The sequence below is a fragment of the Bradyrhizobium sp. YCK136 genome, from assembly GCF_044570075.1.
Lineage (GTDB): Bacteria > Pseudomonadota > Alphaproteobacteria > Rhizobiales > Xanthobacteraceae > Bradyrhizobium > Bradyrhizobium diazoefficiens.
Genome location: NZ_CP172424.1, coordinates 5,757,825 through 5,774,408 on the forward strand (window position 1 = coordinate 5,757,825; position 16,584 = coordinate 5,774,408).

Here is a 16,584-nt window from a genome sequence, read left to right on the forward strand (position 1 = left end):
GTCCGCGTTCTTCACGGAGGACTAGGGTCCAGACTCAATTGAGCCAATATGCGACGAGAGCGGCGAGATGAACAGCGGCCAAAAAATTACGGGCGAGCTTGTCATATCGCGTGGCGATGCGCCGGAAGTCCTTGAGCCTGCAAAAGCAGCGTTCGATGACATTTCGTCCTTTGTAGGCGCGTTTGTTGAAGCGATGGATGACGACACGGTTAGATTTATTGGGGATTACGGGCTTGGCGCCACGACGAATGATTTCGCCGCGAAGCTTGTCGCCATCATACCCTTTGTCGGCGAGGAGCACGCTCATGGGTGGCGCGAGCGCCAGGACATCGGGAGCCGCAGCGATATCGGCATCCTGGCCTGGAGTCAGATGCAGGACGACCGGCCGGCAGAGCGGATCGCTCAGCGCATGGATTTTTGTCGTGCGGCCTCCGCGCGAGCGGCCGATTGCTTGATTGTGCTCCCCCCTTTTCCGCCGGAGGCACACCGGTGAGCTTTAATCGAGGTCGAGTCGAGCGACAGTACGACGCCGTCTTCGCCAGGCTTGGCCAGCGCTTCGAAGATTGCGCACCATCGTCCTCGCTTGGCCCAGCGATTGAAGCGATTGTAGATCGTCGTGTAAGGGCCGTATTCACGTGGACAATCACGCCATCGTGCACCCGATTGCAGCATGTGAATGATGCCGCTGACGATGCGTCGGTCGTCGTCCCGATCCGGCCCCGTCAGTCCCCTCGGCAGATGCGGTTCGATACGCGCCCATTGCCTGTCGTTCAGCCAAAACAAACCAGCGCGCATTCTCTCGCCCCCGAATCAACACGTAGGCAAGAGAATCACGTGGCGCTATTTAGGTACAGACCCTAGGACGATATTTGCATGAATTGGAAGCGGAAATCGCTTCTTCGGATTCTCAGTGCACACGTCAGGCGGAGGTCAAGGCGTGCATGTGCAGGCAAAGCTTCTTTGGACATCGAGGTTGTAGCTGCCTGAGTCATACTCACTTCGCGGTGTGAGTATAATTTCTGCTCACGAATTTCCCTCTTCAATCGAGACCTTCGCAGCCCAGCTCGCGCAGAGAAGAATCCCTGCGCGCCCGCCACAATGTTCGAGATCTGCTTCCGCTCCGCTCGGACTTTTCTGTGGCAGCTTTTAGTAACCTATCGAAATCGTCAAACGGTACAAAGAGCAACCCATAGTCATTTCTGATGATGAGATCGCCTCGCTCAGCGACCGCTTTGAACGGCTAACGCTCCCGCTACCTTCCAATCGTTCCATGACCGTTCAACGATGTCAGTTCGCCTTCGCTTTCACATATCGGCCCGGTGCCGCTTCCCCCGGCGGATAGAGGTTGCTGCCGAGTTGCGTCCGGGCGGGCACCCGGTCTTCAGCCCACGGCTTGAGCCACGCTATCCAATCGTTCCACCAACTGCCCGGCCTTTCGTCGGCGCTCGCAAGCCACGCGGCGGGATCGTCGCATCGCTGGTCCGACAGCCAATAGCTTCGCTTGTTCTTGGAGGCGGGATTGATCACGCCGGCAATGTGCCCACTGGCGCCGAGCACAAAGCGGGTGTTGCCACTGAACAGGCCGGTGGTGCGATAGGCCGATCGCCACGGCACGATATGATCTTCGGCGGTTGCCAGCACGTAAGCAGGCAGATCGACCCGGGCCAGATCGACAGGAGTGCCGCACATTGTCAACCGGTTCGGCTCCCGAAGATTGTTCTCCAGGTACATGTTCCTGATGTAGAAGCAATACATCGGTCCGGGAAGGTTGGTGACATCCGCGTTCCAGAACAGCAGATCGAAACGCTCCGGCGACTTTCCCTTCAGATAGTTGTTGATCACGTTCGGCCAGATCAGCTCCTTCGACCGCAGCGTCTGAAAGACGAAGCCGAGCTCGGCGCCGCGGTAGATGCCTTCCCTCCCGATCGTCTGCTCGCGCTGCCGCACCCCTTCCTCGTCCACGAATACGCCAAGATCGCCCGGTTCTCGGAAGTCGAGCATGGTCGTCAGCAACGTCACACTGGCAACCGATTCATCGCCGCGCGTTCGCAGAATGGCGAGTGCGGATGACAAGATCGTTCCGCCGACACACCAACCCAGGACGTTGATCTTGTCTACACCCGAAATCGATCGGGCGATGTCGATGGCGCGTATGGCGCCATCCTCAACGTAGTCGTCCCATCGAATGTGGCCGCAGGAGGCATCCGGGTTGCGCCATGAAACCACGAAGACCGTGAAGCCGTTCTCGACCGCGACTCGAACGAACGAATTGGCCGGCTGGAGGTCGAGAATGTAGAACTTGTTGATGCAGGGCGGCACGATCAGCAGAGGCCGGGCGGCCACCTGCTCCGTCGCAGGCGCGTATTGAATGAGCTGAAACAGCTCGTTTTCGAACACAACCGCGCCCCTGGATGCGGCGACATCCTTTCCGACCTCGAAAGCCTCCTCATCCGTGATCGTCAGGCTACCCCTGCCCAGATCGCTCATCAGGTTCTCCAGGCCCGCCTTGAGGCTTTGACCTTCGCTGTCCGTCGCGAGCTTGATGACATCCGGATTGGTGGCCAGGAAATTGGTCGGGCTCATCGCCTCGATGAGCTGGCGCGTGAAGAAGCGCAGTCGATGCTTTTCCTTCTCGTCGAGATCGAGCGCCTCGACGAAGTCGACGCAGTAGCGCGAGTTCAGCAAATAGCATTGCTTCAACAGACTATAGGCCGCATCGTCCCGCCATTCCGTGGCGTTGAACCGGCGATCGCCGCGTGCAGGCTCAATGCCTCCTTCGCCTTGCACGCCGGCGGCCGATTTGATGACGTGCTCGGTGAGCTGGTATAGCCGCTTCATGTGCTCGGCCTGCAATTCGGCGAGACGCCCCGATAAATTCAGGGCTGAGCCGAGGTTCGCCCCGTCGCGATCGCTGTTCGGTGCCCACCCAAGCGATCGCCACAGACTTTCCCCCGCCTTCAAAAAGCCCTCGACAAATTCATCAGGCACGTTGAATGGCCGATTCATGGCGTTCCTCAAGATCTGATTGGTTCGTTGCCTTCCGATAACGGGCGGCTTCTGCCGGCGCCCTTTGCCCTCGGCTGCACCGAGAGCGTGCTAGCTATCTGGGCCCGCATGGGCGGGCCGGTCGGTTCGTCCCACGGTCCGCCGCGATCTCAGGACCCGGAGCGGACGGCCGCACCCTCCCTGATGCCATCGACATTCACGGAGAGGCGTTTGATCTTGTCGTACAGCGTCTGCTTCGGAATGCTGAGAAGCGCGGCCGTTGCCTGGACGTCGCCCTGCTTGCGCCGGAGCGCGTCCTCGATGATCGATCGCTCGATGTTCTCGAGTTGCCGCGGCAATGACACATCCGACGTACCGAAACCGGATTTATTGACCGCCTTGCTGTCGAGGACACCGAGCACGAAACGGTCGGCGACGTTGCGAAGCTCGCGTACGTTGCCCGGCCACGAATAGGCCAGCAGGTGAGACATGGTCTGTTCGTCCAGAATCGGGGCGTCACGCTCGAACCGCCTCGCCGCATCCAGGGTGAAGTGCTCGAACAGCAGCGGGATATCCTCCCGCCGTTCGCGCAACGGCGGGAGCTCGATGAAAGCGACGCCGAGGCGATAGTACAGATCGGCACGAAACAGACGCTTTTCGCTCAGCTCGAGCAAATTCACCTTGCTCGCAGCCACGACACGGCAATCCACCGCGATCGCCTTGTTGGTGCCGACGCGCTCGATCGAGCGATCCTGGAGCGATCTCAGCAATTTAACCTGGACGCTCAGCGGCATGCTCTCGATCTCGTCGAGGAACAGCGTTCCGCCACTGGCGTATTCGATCTTTCCTATCCGCTGACGGGTGGCGCCGGTGAACGCGCCCACCTCGTGGCCGAACAGCTCGCTCTCGACCAGCGATTCCGGCAGACCGCCGCAATTCACCGCGACATAATTGCCGCCGCGGCGGCCGCTGTGATTGTGCAGGCAGCGCGCGACGACGTCCTTGCCGGTTCCGGTCTCACCATAGATCGTGACGTCGACATTGGTCGCCGCCAAGGTGGAGACGAGCCGGCGCACCTCCTGGATCTGCGGTGATCGGCCGAGCAAGCTCGCCTCGATTCCGTTGCGGTCCGCCAAGGCGGACCGCAACGATCGCACCTCGAGCGTCAGCCGCCGCTTCTCCGCCGCCCGGCGCACCACTGAGATCAACTGCTCCGAGGAGCAGGGCTTCTCGATGAAATCATAAGCGCCGGTCCGCATTGCCTGCACGGCCATCGAAATATCGCCATGACCCGTGATCAGGATCACAGGCAGATCCTGGTCCAGTCGGCGCAGATCGGACAGCCAGTCGAGACCGCTACGCCCGCGCAGGCGCACATCGCAGACCACGACAAAAGGCATATCTGCCCGAACGGAGCCGCTGGCGCTCTCAACCGAGGCAAATCCGGAAACGGAAAATCCTGCGAGCTCGAGCGCCTGGACGCCGCCGATCCGGACGTCGTCGTCGTCCTCGACATAGATCACGCCGATCGATTGGTCATCACCCATGCGAGGCCGCCTCTGCTATCTCTGCCAATGGAAGGGTCACGACGAATTCGGCACCATCAGGCGTCAGGTTTCGCGCATGCAGTTCGCCGCCGAACGAGCGTGCAATGTGATTAGAAAGCATCAGGCCAAGGCCGAGCCCCTTTCCCGCGGGCTTGGTTGTCACGAACGGCTCGAACATGCGCTGCAGGACGTCGGAGGCGATCGTCGGCCCGCTGTTGCTGATCACGATGCGGCAGCGGACGGTCTGCGCCTCTTCCCTGCCCGCCCGGATCAGGATCGACTTCCGCTCGACACCTTCCACGGCATCCAGCGCATTGGCCACGATGTTGCACAGCAGCTGCTCCAGCCGTGTCTGATCGGCAATGACGAAGAGCTTAGCGTCGATCTCTGTCGCCACGGCAACACCGCCCTCCTTGACACGCCCGGCCAATATCTTGAGCGATTCAGCCACTGCATGCTCGACGGACACCGCGCCAAGCGGGCTGCTCGACTTGTACGCGAACACGCGGAGCTGGCTGGTCAAGCGGCCGAGCCTCCGCACCAATTCGCCAATTCGGGTGAGATTTCCGCGAGCATCGCCAATCGATCCGCGATCAACGAGCAGGACCGCATTGTCGGCGGCAGTTTGCAGGGCCGCCAGCGGCTGGTTCAACTCGTGCACGATGCCGGCCGACATCTGGCCGAGGGCTGCCAGCTTGCCGGCATGAACGAGTTCATCCTGCGCAGCCCGCAATTCGGCGGTGCGCTCCTGCACCCTGGTCTCGAGCATGTCGTTGGCCGCCTGCAACGCGGCTTGGCTCGCCAAGCGTTGCTTGATCTCCCGGCGGCGTTGCTCGACAAGACCAAGCGCCAGCAGCGCGACGAGGGCGGCGAGACCCGATATGATCCCGATGATGAGCGCGGTCTGCCGCGTGGGCGCCTCGTCGTCGAGAAGCACGAGCTTCCACAGACCGCGGTTGATTGGGACCTCGCTGACCGTATAGGCGGTACCGTTCTCCGCTATGATCCGTGCCGTGCCGTTCTCAGATTGATCGACGAGCGTCCATCCAAGTGGCACAAGATCGTGGTTTCCGTAGGGTTTGAATCGCGCAATGTCATCACGTGTTGGAACCGAAAGCGGCGCCATGGGGCGATAGCGCCACTCGTCGCGGGCGGCAAGGATCGTCACCTTGCGCTCGTCGACCAGAAGAATGTCGTTGTCGGTGCTGCGCCACGCCCGCTCGAACGAATCCAGATTGACCTTGACGGTCGCGATCCCCTTTGTCGTTCCGCCGTCCTTCAGCGCATAGGACAGATAGTAGCCGGCGCGCGCGGTCGTGATACCGACACCAAAGAAGGCGCCGCGGCCATTCGAGAGCGCTTCGCTCACATAGGGGCGATACGACAGGTTTTCGCCGAAGGGCGTGCCGGGCTGGTCGAAATCAGCCGCGGCCAATGTCGCGCCGGTGACGCCAAGGACATAGAGATTGTCGGCTCCCGCAAGCAGGTTGATCGACTTCAGATACAAGCTGACGTTTTGCTGCAGTGCAGGATCGCTGGGCGCCTCGAGCAGCCGGAACACGCTGGGCGATGTCTCCAGGAGAGACGGAAGATATTCAAATCTCGACAGGTAGCCGTCGAGCCTCGCGGCCTCGACGGTCAGCCGCTGCTGGGCCGCGGCGTGCAGATGGTCCAGTCCCCGGCGGAACGTGACCATGTATCCCAGCCACGCCGCCGCGGCGACCAGCGCGAGGGCAAATGCGCCACGAACGAGCCAACGCGTGGAAACCGGCACCACCGAACTGACTTTGGCAGGTCCCTTGACACTCACCAGGGATAGAAGCTCCGTCATCTCCTGAACCAGCACAAACTGTGGAGCACCGGCCACTGCGGACGACGGCTCACGCATAGTCCAACTCTATGGCCTTGCCTCGGAATACGCGATAGGAAAATCCGATGTAGGCGATGATGACCGGCAGTGTCACGCAGACCCCGATCAAGATCACCTTCAGCGACTCCGGGCTGCTGGCGGCCTGCCAGACCGTGAGCCGGTCGATCACGACAAACGGATAGATGCTGTAGCTGAGCCCGAGGAAGCTCAGGAAGAAGACCAGGACCAGCAGCACGAAGGGCAGCCAGCACAGTGCCCCGCGCACGGCTGGCGTCCCCAGCAGAAGGCGAACTGCCAGCAGCGCAACGCCGGACGTGATCGGGATCGCCGCCACCGCGATGATCGCCGGCAGCGTGAACCACCTGACGCGGACGGTCTCGCTGATCCATGGCGTTGCCATCGAGATCAGGATCAGGCCCAGGACCATGGGTGCCCAAGCGATCTTGCTCCACTCGATCGCCTTCTCCTGCAGTTCACCCTGCGTCTTCATAACGAGCCATGTCGCGCCGAGCAGCGCATAGGCCATCGGAAGCGCCACCGCAATTGCGCCAGCGAAGATCGGATAATTCCAGCCTTCGCCGAACCCGCTGATGTAGCGGCCAAGCATCCAGCCCTGGCAGATGGACGCCAGCATCGACCCGGCGATGAACATGCGATCCCACATTGCCTTCCGGCCGGTCTTTGCCTTGACCCGGAAATCAAACGCTGCGCCGCGGAGGACCAGGCCGACCAGCATCAGCGCGGTCGGAAGATATAATTCCGACAGCACCAGCCCATGCGCTTTCGGGAACGCGACCAGCAGCAGACCGACGCCAAGCACGAGCCAGGTTTCGTTGGCGTCCCAGAACGGGCCGATCGACGCGACCATAGTATCGCGCTCCTCGGGCGTCGCGCGGTGCATGAGCATGCCGACCCCGAGGTCGTAGCCGTCGCTGACGACATAGAGCTGGCCCCGGTTGTTTGGACAGCGCCCCGCTGGATTTAAGTGGATTCCTGCCGGGTTATGCTGAACGCGGGGCTTTACGGTTTTGTCGTTGCGTCGGGAGGGCGTAGCCCGACCAGAGCGACGACAAAACCGTCGGCGACGGTCATGCGGCCATCACCATAGCTTGCGTGCCGAAGTAAGCCTCGTCGGGCGTGCGCCCGTCAAGGCTCGAGTGAGGGCGTCCCTGATTGTAGAAGGCCAGATACTTGGCAATTGACGCTCGCGCCTCGGACACGCTGTCGTAGGCGCGGAGATAAACTTCTTCGTATTTGACCGTGCGCCAGAGCCGCTCGACAAACACGTTGTCGCGCCAGGCGCCCTTGCCGTCCATGCTGATGGCGATCTTCGCGTCCAGCAGCACATCGGTGAACTCGAGGCTGGTGAACTGGCTGCCCTGATCCGTGTTGAAAATCTCGGGCCTGCCGTGCTTCGCCAACGCCTCCTGGACCGCTTCGACGCAGAAGGCCGCCTCCATTGTGATCGAGACGCGATGGGCCAGGACCCGTCGGCTGAACACATCGACGACCGCCGCGAGATAGACGAAGCCACGCCGCATCGGAATGTAGGTGATGTCCATTGCCCACGCATGGTCGGGCCGCTCGATCTTCAATCCGCGCAACAGGTACGGGTAGATCTTGTGACCCGGAGCCGGCTTGCTCGTGTTCGGGCGACGATAGACCGCCTCGATCCGCATGCGCTTCATCAGCGTCGCGATGTGGCGGCGACCGGCGTATACGCCCTCCCGCCGCAGCAACGATCGCAGCATACGCGCTCCCGCGAAGGGATAATCGAGATGCAGCTCATCGAGCCGACGCATCAAGGCAAGGTCCTCGGCCGAAACTGGCCGAGGTTCATAGTAGACCGTGCTGCGAGCCAGCTTCAGGACCTTCGCCTGGCGCACGATAGAAAGATCATGACCGCGGTCGATCATCGCTTTGCGCTCAGCAGGCCCGCCTTGGTGAGCGCGCCGGACAAAAAATCGTTTTCCAACGCCAGCTCGCCGATCTTGGCATGTAACGCCTTCAAATCGACCGGCGTCTCGGCCGATGTCTTGTCATGCCCAAACACGCCGGCGGCGCCTTCCAGGAGCTGGTTTTTCCAGATCGTGATCTGGTTCGGATGAACATCAAACAGTTGCGCCAGCTCCGCCAGTGTCTTGTCGCCTTTGACCGCAGCCAAAGCAACCTTCGCCTTGAATGCCGGAGAATGCGTCCGGCGGCTCTTCTTCGTCATCTTCGCTCCTGATTCGCAGCAAGAATCCTCGCCGCTGTCAGGCAGAAAATCCACTCAAGCTACTGTCCGAATTTGCGGGGCCAGCTCTCATAGACGAGCAGCGACACCCCCATCAGCCCGATGAAGATCAGTGGCAGCATCTCGTCGAAGGACATCACCATCATGCGAACTCTCCGCGGCCCTGATACCGATGCGGGTCCTCCGCAAACTCCTCCGACATGACCGACGCCGTGCTCTTGTCCGGCTTCTCCGCCATGTATTTGAGCACGCCGACATAGGCCGCCAGCAGGCCGACATAGAGCGTGACGTAGATTGCCAGGGTCAGCGCGATACTCGCTGATGGAACACGCGAGACGACCTCGCTGGTTCGAATCAGGCCTGATACGATAAAGGGCTGGCGCCCGATTTCCGTCACGTACCAGCCTGCGATGGTTGCGACCCACCCGGCGAAGGTCATCCCCGCGAACAGTTTGAGCAGTGGTCGCGGCATAAGGGAAAAATCCCAACCATCGCGCCAATGCCGCCAGAGGCCGACCCAACTGACCAGCAGCATCAGGATGCCCGTTCCCACCATGATTCGGAACGACCAGAACAGCGGCAGCACCGGCGGATGGGCAGATGGAAACTCGTTCAGCCCCTTGAGCTCCCCGTCAGGGTCGTGACGTAGGATCAGGCTCGCGAGCTTTGGCACCGGCAGCTCGAAACGGTTCGACCGCGTCGCATCGTCGGGAATCGCAAACAGCAGTAGCGGCGCGCCACGCGTGGTTTCCCAGATGCCTTCAACGGCCGCGATCTTCTGCGGCTGATGCTCGAGCGTGTTGAGCCCGTGAAAATCGCCGGCCACGATCTGTGCGGGTGCCGCCAGCGCTGCGAACACAAGCCCCGTTCGCAGCACACGCGACACGCTCGTTGTCGCAGCGCCCTTCAGAAGCTGCCAAGCACTGATCCCGATCAAAAGGAACGCGCAAGTCAGCGACGATGCAAATACCATATGGACGAAGCGATAAGGAAAGGATGGATTGAAGACGATCTCCAGCCAATTCTTCGCATGGAATTGGCCGTCGACGATCTCGTATCCGGCCGGCGTCTGCATCCATGAATTGAGGGCGAGGATCCAGAACGCGCTCATCAACGTGCCGAGCGCGACCAGAAAGGTCGCCCCCAGATGAATCATCTCGCCGACGCGGCGGTGGCCGAACAGCATCACACCGAGAAAGCCCGCTTCCAGGAAGAACGCGGTCAACACCTCATAGCCCAGCAGCGGGCCTGCAATATTGCCGACCCGCTCCATGTAGCCCGGCCAGTTGGTGCCGAACTGGAAGCTCATAGTGACGCCGCTGACCACCCCGAGCGCAAATGTCAATGCGAACACCTTGGTCCACAGCCGATAGGCGCGCAGCCAGTCCAGCTTCTGCTGCGGGTCGGTTGCGCGCAGATGCCTCAGGCGGAAGAACAGCAGCACCCAGCCCAGTGCGATCGAGATCGACGGAAACAGGATATGAAACGTGATGTTCGCGGCGAACTGGATACGCGCGAGGAACACGGCGTCCATCAGCATCCTCTCCAGGTCAGGCACCGCGCCATGTGCATAACGGCCCACACGACATCCATTCTCTCCGCGACCGCAATCAGTGGAGCTTCACATGCGGTTCGGTCCGCCGCGTGATCAGGCGGGCCAACGTGTCGAGCGCTACCTTCACCGAACCATGCAGGGCGTGCTCGTGCATCTTGTACAGCGACAGGTACATCATCCGCGCGAACAGCCCCTCGAAGACCAGGCTGCCGCCCACCAGCGCCCCCATCATCGAGCCGACCGTGCTGAACTCGCCGAGCGAGACCAGGGATCCGAAGTCACGGTAGCGATAGTCCTTGATTGCCTCGCCCCGCAGATGCCGCGGGATCTGCGAGTAAAGGTGGGACGCCTGCTGATGCGCCGCCTGCGCACGCGGCGGCACGTTGCCCCGGTCGCCCCATGAGCAGGCCGAGCAGTCGCCGATCGCAAAGATGTTATCGTCGCGCGTGGCCTGCAACGTCGGCCGTACGACAAGCTGATTAATGCGGTTGGTTTCGAGGCCTGCGATCTCCTTCAGGGAATCGGGCGCCTTCACGCCAGCAGCCCAGACGATCAGTTCGGCGGGAATCGTTCGCCCGTCTGTCAGGCTCACATGGTCGGAGCCGACTACGGAGACCTTGGCACCCACGAGCACATTAACGCCCAACCTGACGAGCAACTTTTCCGTCTCTTTTGAAACCCGTTCGGGCAGCGCGGGAAGTACCCGGTCCGCGGCTTCGATCAGCGTGATTCTGATGTCCTTCTGCGGATCGACCTGATCTAGTCCGTGGGCCACGACTTCTCGCGTCGTCCGGTGCAGCTCCGCCGCAAGCTCGACACCGGTCGCGCCGGCGCCGATGATCGCGACCTTCAACTGGTGTTCCCCAAGGGGCGAGGATTGGGCATGGGCGCGGATACACGCATTGACCATTCGCTCGTGAAAGCGCTTCGCATCTGCCTGCGATTCCAGCTTGATCGCGTGCTCCGCGACGCCCGGCGTGCCAAAATCGTTGTTCTGGCTGCCGACAGCGATGACGAGGACGTCATAGTCAAAGCTCCGCTTCGGCGTCACCTCACGGCCTTCGGCATCGAGATAGGGGGTGATTGAGATTGCAGTGCGTGTCGCAGATGAACAGCTGATGCTGCGGGAGAATGAGCATCTGCATCACGGCGAGGGTCCGCACATCGTCCCTCGTCCCGATCACGTTCTTGATCGCGGCCAAGTGATCGGCGGTTCGCCCGATCACCCCGCAAAGCATCGCATCGCCGATCCCCCGCTCGAGCAGGATCGAGGCGAGCACGGTCGCGTTGCTCCTTGTCTCCGACAGCGCAAGGGCCGCCGACACGCCGTCGCGCTTCCTGCGCGCATGATAAACATCGGCGCATTTGGAATAGACCTGCGCATCGTGCGGATCGATGATCTCGCAGTCCTGTCCGGGTCTGAGCCGGAGACCGAAGGCCTTGATGTGCTGTTCGATCGTCGCCGGCCGGCCAAGCAGCAGCGGCTTTGCGATCCGCTCGTCGGCGATGACCTGTGCGGCCCGCAGCACGCGCTCATCCTCGCCCTCCGCCAGAACAAGGGATTTTCCGCTCCCCTTCGCCACCGAAAAGACCGGCTGCATCGCATTGCCGGACTGGTAGACGAATCGGCTCAGCTTCTGCCGATAAGCGTCCATATCGACGATCGGACGCCTGGCAACACCCGTATCGGCAGCCGCCTTAGCTACCGCCGGCGCAATCATCTCGATGAGTCGCGGATCGAACGGCTTTGGAATGAGATAGTTGCGCCCGAAGCGAAGCTCCTCGCCCTTGTAGGCTGTGGCGACCACCTCTGGCACCTCAGCCATAGCCAGGTCCGCCAGCGCGCGCACCGTCGCAAGCTTCATCTCCTCATTGATGGTGGTCGCGCCGCAATCGAGCGCGCCGCGGAAGATGAACGGGAAGCACAGCACATTGTTGATCTGGTTAGGGTAGTCCGAACGTCCCGTGCCGATGATCGCATCGGGGCGGACCGCCAGCGCGTCCTCCGGCATGATCTCCGGAATCGGATTGGCCATCGCGAAGATCAGGGGATCGCGCGTCATCTTCTTGACCATCTCAGGGGTCAGCACCTTGCCGGCCGACAGGCCAAGGAAGATGTCCGCATCCTGAATGATGTCATCTAACTTGCGCGCCTCCGTCTTCACAGCATAGCGCGCCTTGTTATCGTCCATGCTTTCGGCGCGGCCGGCATACACGACGCCCTTGGCATCGGTCACGATGATCCGCTCGCGGCGCAGTCCAAGGCTCACGATCAGATCGAGGCAGGCTAGCGCCGCAGCGCCCGCGCCGGAGCACACCAGCTTGACGTCGGCGATGTCCTTCTTGACCAGCTTCAGTCCATTGAGGATCGCCGCCGCGGCGATGATCGCAGTGCCGTGCTGGTCGTCGTGAAAGACCGGGATCTTCATCCGCTCGCGGAGCTTCTTCTCGATGTAGAAGCATTCCGGCGCCTTGATGTCCTCCAGGTTGATACCGCCAAAGGTTGGCTCCATCCTGGCGATCGTCTCGACCAGCGCATCAGGATTCTCCTCGGCGAGTTCGATGTCGAAGACATCGATCCCCGCGAATTTCTTGAACAGGCACGCCTTGCCTTCCATGACCGGCTTGCCAGCCAATGCGCCGATATTGCCAAGGCCGAGCACGGCGGTTCCATTGGTGACGACGGCGACGAGGTTACTGCGCGCCGTCAGCACATCTGCTTGCAACGGATCCTCCGCAATGACCAGGCAGGGCTCCGCCACGCCGGGCGAGTAGGCCAGCGCCAGATCGCGCTGGGTGGCCATCGCCTTGGTCGGCACCACCGAGATCTTTCCCGGCGTCGGCAGGCGATGGTATTCGAGTGCGGCTTCCTTCAGATCCTGGTCCATCGTATCCCTCGACTTGATTCCCTCGTTCGGGAAGCCGATACGCGGCCTCCCTCTGCTCTCAAGCGGCCTCAGATCATGTGCTGGCCGCCATTCGCCGAGATCGTCGATCCCGTGATGAAGCCGGCATCGTCGGAGGCGAGGAACACGACCGTGCGCGCGATCTCGTGTGGTTCGCCGAGGCGACCGACCGGAATCTGGGGCAGGATGTTCTTGGCCACGATCTCCGGATTGATCGCCTTGACCATCTCGGTCGCGATATAGCCGGGGCAGATCGTGTTGACGGTGATGCCGGCGCGAGCCCCTTCCTGAGCCAGCGCCTTCACGAAGCCGATATCACCTGCCTTGGCGGCGGAATAATTGACCTGACCCATCTGGCCCTTCTGACCATTGATCGAGGAGATGCAAATCACCCGGCCGAACTTGCGCTCGCGCATGCCTTCCCACACTGGCCGCGTCATGTTGAACAGCGAGTTCAAATTGGTGTTGATGACCGCGTACCATTGCTCCGGCGTCATCTTGTGGAACATGCCGTCCTTGGTGATGCCGGCATTGTTGACCAGCACGTCCACCGGACCAAGGTCAGCCTCGACCTGTTTGAGACCCGCGGCACAGGCGTCGTAGTTCGAGACGTCCCATTTGTAGACGTTGATGCCGGTCTGGCTCTTGAACTTCGCAGCCGCCTCGTCGTTACCGGCATAGCTCGCCGCTACCTTGTAGCCGGCCGCCTTGAGCGCGATCGAAATCGCCTCGCCGATACCGCGCGTTCCGCCGGTCACCACCGCAACTCTGGACATGATCTCCTCCTGATCCTGGTCGGTTCAATCTCTATTTGCCGGCGCTCGGCCAGCCGTTGTCGTTCGCGGAAGGCGTGGTGCCGTCCGCGATTCTCTCCGGTTCTATAAAAACCGGCTTTGCTCTTCTAGCGTTCGACCGTTAGGGCGACACCCATGCCGCCGCCGATGCACAACGTGGCAAGCCCCTTCTTCGCACCCCGCTTCTGCATCTCGAACAGCAGCGTCGTCAGCACGCGGGCGCCGGATGCACCGATCGGATGGCCGATGGCGATGGCGCCGCCGTTCACGTTCACGATCGACGGATCCCAGCCCATGTCCTTGTTGACGGCGATGGCCTGGGCCGCAAAGGCTTCGTTGGCCTCGACGAGGTCGAGATCTTTGACCCTCCAGCCAGCCTTTTCCAGCGCCTTGCGCGAGGCCGGAACCGGCCCCGAACCCATCACCGCCGGATCGACGCCGGCCGTGGCCCACGAGACGATCCTGGCAAGAGGCGCCAGGCCGCGCTTGCTGGCTTCGTCCGCGCTCATCAACACCAGAGCGGCCGCGCCGTCGTTGAGGCCCGAAGCGTTGCCCGCCGTCACCGAACCTTCCTTGTTGAAAGCGGGCTTCAGCTTGGCCAGCGACTCCTGCGTCGTGCCGGGGCGGATATATTCATCCTGGTCGACGACGACGTCGCCCTTCCTGGTCTTGACGGTGACCGGAACGATCTCATCCTTGAACCGGCCGCCCTTCTGCGCATCCTCGGCCTTGTTCTGCGAGCTGGTCGCGAACGCATCCTGCTCCTCGCGGGTGATCTGCCATCTGGCCGCGATGTTCTCTGCCGTGACGCCCATGTGATAGCCGTGGAAGGCGTCCATAAGGCCGTCCTTCAGCATGGAGTCGACGAACTTGACGTCGCCCATCTTGGTGCCGTTCCGCAGATGCGACAGATGCGGCGCCATCGACATGGACTCCATGCCGCCGGCGACGATGATCCTGGCATCACCATTGGCGATCTGCTGCAGCCCAAGCGCGACCGACCGCAGGCCCGAGCCGCAGAGCTGGTTCATGCCCCATGCCGTTTTCTCCTGCGGAATGCCGGCCGCCATCGCGGCCTGCCGCGCGGGGTTCTGCCCCTCACCACCGGATAGCACCTGCCCCAGGATGACTTCGTCGACATCCTCGGGCGAGACCTTCGCGCGATCCAGGGCGCCTTTGATTGCGACAGCTATCCGAGCTCGTGTGCGGACAGCGCGCCGAACGCCCCGTTGAAGGAACCGACTGGCGTCCGCGCCGCGGAGACAATTACCACATCCGTCATGACCAACTCCCTTGATAACCCGTGATGTCCGGGCGGTGATCGGTTGGCACCATCGTGCCCTTAGCCCGTCGTTACGGCGACCTCGAGGTCGGTCGGATCGACGTTGCGATCGAGTGCGACGCGCAGCTTCTCGCGGTCGAGCTCACCCTCCCACCAGGCGACGACGACGCAGGCAACGCCATTGCCGCACAGGTTCGTCAGGGCCCGGCACTCGCTCATGAACTTGTCGATGCCGAGCACGATCGCCATGCCGGGAAGCAACTCGGGCCTGACCGCGGCGAGCGTACCGGCAAGCGTGATGAAGCCCGCGCCCGTGATGCCGGAAGCGCCCTTCGACGTCAGCATCGCAACGACGAGGATCGTCATCTGCTCACCGAACGAGAGATCGACGTTCATCGCTTGGGCGATGAAAAGCGTCGCCAGCGTCATGTAGATGTTGGTTCCGTCAAGATTGAACGAGTAGCCGGTCGGCACGACCAGTCCGACGACGGACTTCGAACAACCGAGAATCTCCAGCTTCTCCATCATCTGCGGAAGAGCGCTCTCCGAGGACGACGTGCCGAGCACGATCAGCAGCTCATCCTTGATGTATTTAAGGAACTTGAAGATCGAGAAGCCGGCGATACGGGCGATGATCCCGAGACCAACGACCACGAACAGAAACGCAGTGAGATAGAAAGTCGCGATCAGGCCGGCGAGATTGCCGAGCGCCTGGGGGCCATAGCGACCGATCGTATAGGCCATCGCACCAAAGGCACCGATGGGCGCGACCTTGACCACGATCGAGATGACGCCGAACATCGCGTGGGCGACATCGTCCACGAACGAGCGGACGGTATGAGCCCGCTCGCCGAGCCCCATCAGCGCAAAGCCGAACAGGATGGCGAACAGCAGGACCTGCAGGATCTCACCTTGCGCGAAGGCCCCGACCACCGTGTCCGGGATGATGTGGAGGACGAAGTCCACCGACTTCATCTCGCTCGCCTGTTTCGCATAACCGGCGACGGCCGCAGCATTCGACTGCCCCTGGAAACCCGCTCCCGGACGCAGCACGTTGGCGACGACCAAGCCCAACGCCAGGGCAAAGGTCGAAACGACCTCGAAGTAGATGAGCGCCTTGACCGCGACGCGGCCGACCTTCTTCACTTCGGAAATGTGCGCAATGCCGGAGACGACCGTACAGAAGATGATCGGCGCAATGGCCATCTTGATGAGCTTGACGAACCCGTCGCCCATCGCCTTGATCCAGTCGTTCTTGCCGATATCCGGCCAAAGCCAGCCGACGATGACGCCGAGCACGATCGCCGCGAGAACCTGAACATAGAGAACTCGGTAGAACGGCTTCTTATGCGTCGCAGCTATCGCTCCGGACGCCGCGGTGGTCGCTACAGACATGTGTCTCCTCCGTG

At 61.7% G+C, this 16,584-nt stretch carries 9 protein-coding genes and 3 pseudogenes; all 12 read right to left on the reverse strand.

Going from position 1 to position 16,584, the window contains the following annotated elements; genetic code table 11:
- Nucleotides 1-34 precede the first annotated feature (34 nt).
- The 12 genes and pseudogenes from ACFLEY_RS28115 to ACFLEY_RS28170 all read right to left on the reverse strand — a co-directional run bounded on the left by ACFLEY_RS28115 (nt 35) and on the right by ACFLEY_RS28170 (nt 16,570).
- Nucleotides 35-795, reverse strand: a protein-coding gene (locus ACFLEY_RS28115; protein ID WP_110115998.1) for an IS5 family transposase whose coding sequence is annotated in 2 segments (ribosomal slippage) — nt 35-456 and nt 456-795 — 762 coding nt in all. Because the reading frame shifts where the segments join, the coding sequence is not laid out codon by codon here.
- A 492-nt stretch (nt 796-1,287) separates the two neighbouring features.
- Complete coding sequence (phaC, locus tag ACFLEY_RS28120; RefSeq protein ID WP_060911511.1) at nt 1,288-3,006, reverse strand: class I poly(R)-hydroxyalkanoic acid synthase; 1,719 nt, start codon at nt 3,004-3,006, stop codon at nt 1,288-1,290.
- 149 nt (nt 3,007-3,155) lie between these two features.
- Complete coding sequence (locus ACFLEY_RS28125; protein WP_011086512.1) at nt 3,156-4,532, reverse strand: sigma-54 dependent transcriptional regulator; 1,377 nt, start codon at nt 4,530-4,532, stop codon at nt 3,156-3,158.
- Entirely contained in the window at nt 4,525-6,420 is a 1,896-nt protein-coding gene (locus tag ACFLEY_RS28130) for an ATP-binding protein (RefSeq protein WP_028170820.1), read from the reverse strand. Before ACFLEY_RS28130 ends, ACFLEY_RS28125 begins: the two co-directional genes overlap by 8 nt.
- A complete protein-coding gene (locus ACFLEY_RS28135; RefSeq protein ID WP_396604263.1) occupies nt 6,413-7,309 on the reverse strand; it encodes a cytochrome d ubiquinol oxidase subunit II in 897 nt (298 codons plus the stop codon). The genes ACFLEY_RS28130 and ACFLEY_RS28135 overlap by 8 nt, the downstream gene beginning before the upstream one ends.
- Nucleotides 7,310-7,490: 181 nt before the next feature.
- Nucleotides 7,491-8,620 (reverse strand): IS3-like element ISRj2 family transposase gene (locus ACFLEY_RS28140; protein WP_129557324.1). Its coding sequence is split into 2 segments (ribosomal slippage): nt 7,491-8,368 and nt 8,368-8,620, totalling 1,131 coding nucleotides; the frame shifts between segments, so codons are not numbered across the junction.
- A 160-nt stretch (nt 8,621-8,780) separates the two neighbouring features.
- Nucleotides 8,781-10,172 carry a cytochrome ubiquinol oxidase subunit I gene (locus tag ACFLEY_RS28145; protein ID WP_171901252.1) on the reverse strand — a complete coding sequence of 464 codons (1,392 nt, stop codon included), beginning with the start codon at nt 10,170-10,172 and terminating at the stop codon, nt 8,781-8,783.
- 76 nt (nt 10,173-10,248) lie between these two features.
- Nucleotides 10,249-11,283: pseudogene (locus ACFLEY_RS28150) on the reverse strand (NAD(P)/FAD-dependent oxidoreductase); the annotation flags it as partial.
- A pseudogene (locus ACFLEY_RS28155) lies at nt 11,276-13,081 on the reverse strand (phosphate acyltransferase); the annotation flags it as partial. The pseudogenes ACFLEY_RS28155 and ACFLEY_RS28150, both read right to left, overlap by 8 nt.
- Nucleotides 13,082-13,149: 68 nt before the next feature.
- Nucleotides 13,150-13,875 carry an acetoacetyl-CoA reductase gene (gene phbB / locus ACFLEY_RS28160; protein ID WP_011086506.1) on the reverse strand — a complete coding sequence of 242 codons (726 nt, stop codon included), beginning with the start codon at nt 13,873-13,875 and terminating at the stop codon, nt 13,150-13,152.
- A 125-nt stretch (nt 13,876-14,000) separates the two neighbouring features.
- Nucleotides 14,001-15,175 (reverse strand): annotated as a pseudogene (locus ACFLEY_RS28165) (acetyl-CoA C-acetyltransferase).
- Between the two features lie 60 nt (nt 15,176-15,235).
- Nucleotides 15,236-16,570 carry a dicarboxylate/amino acid:cation symporter gene (locus ACFLEY_RS28170; RefSeq protein ID WP_060911508.1) on the reverse strand — a complete coding sequence of 445 codons (1,335 nt, stop codon included), beginning with the start codon at nt 16,568-16,570 and terminating at the stop codon, nt 15,236-15,238.
- Between the last annotated feature and the right edge of the window lie 14 nt (nt 16,571-16,584).

What these genes read in the sequence shown, in the direction of transcription:
- ACFLEY_RS28145 (WP_171901252.1), bottom strand. Translation starts at nt 10,172, where the DNA reads ATGGACGCCGTGTTCCTCGCGCGTATCCAGTTCGCCGCGAACATCACG.
- ACFLEY_RS28130 (WP_028170820.1), bottom strand. Translation starts at nt 6,420, where the DNA reads ATGCGTGAGCCGTCGTCCGCAGTGGCCGGTGCTCCACAGTTTGTGCTG.
- ACFLEY_RS28170 (WP_060911508.1), bottom strand. Translation starts at nt 16,570, where the DNA reads ATGTCTGTAGCGACCACCGCGGCGTCCGGAGCGATAGCTGCGACGCAT.
- phaC (WP_060911511.1), bottom strand. Translation starts at nt 3,006, where the DNA reads ATGAATCGGCCATTCAACGTGCCTGATGAATTTGTCGAGGGCTTTTTG.
- ACFLEY_RS28135 (WP_396604263.1), bottom strand. Translation starts at nt 7,309, where the DNA reads ATGCTCATGCACCGCGCGACGCCCGAGGAGCGCGATACTATGGTCGCG.
- ACFLEY_RS28125 (WP_011086512.1), bottom strand. Translation starts at nt 4,532, where the DNA reads ATGGGTGATGACCAATCGATCGGCGTGATCTATGTCGAGGACGACGAC.
- phbB (WP_011086506.1), bottom strand. Translation starts at nt 13,875, where the DNA reads ATGTCCAGAGTTGCGGTGGTGACCGGCGGAACGCGCGGTATCGGCGAG.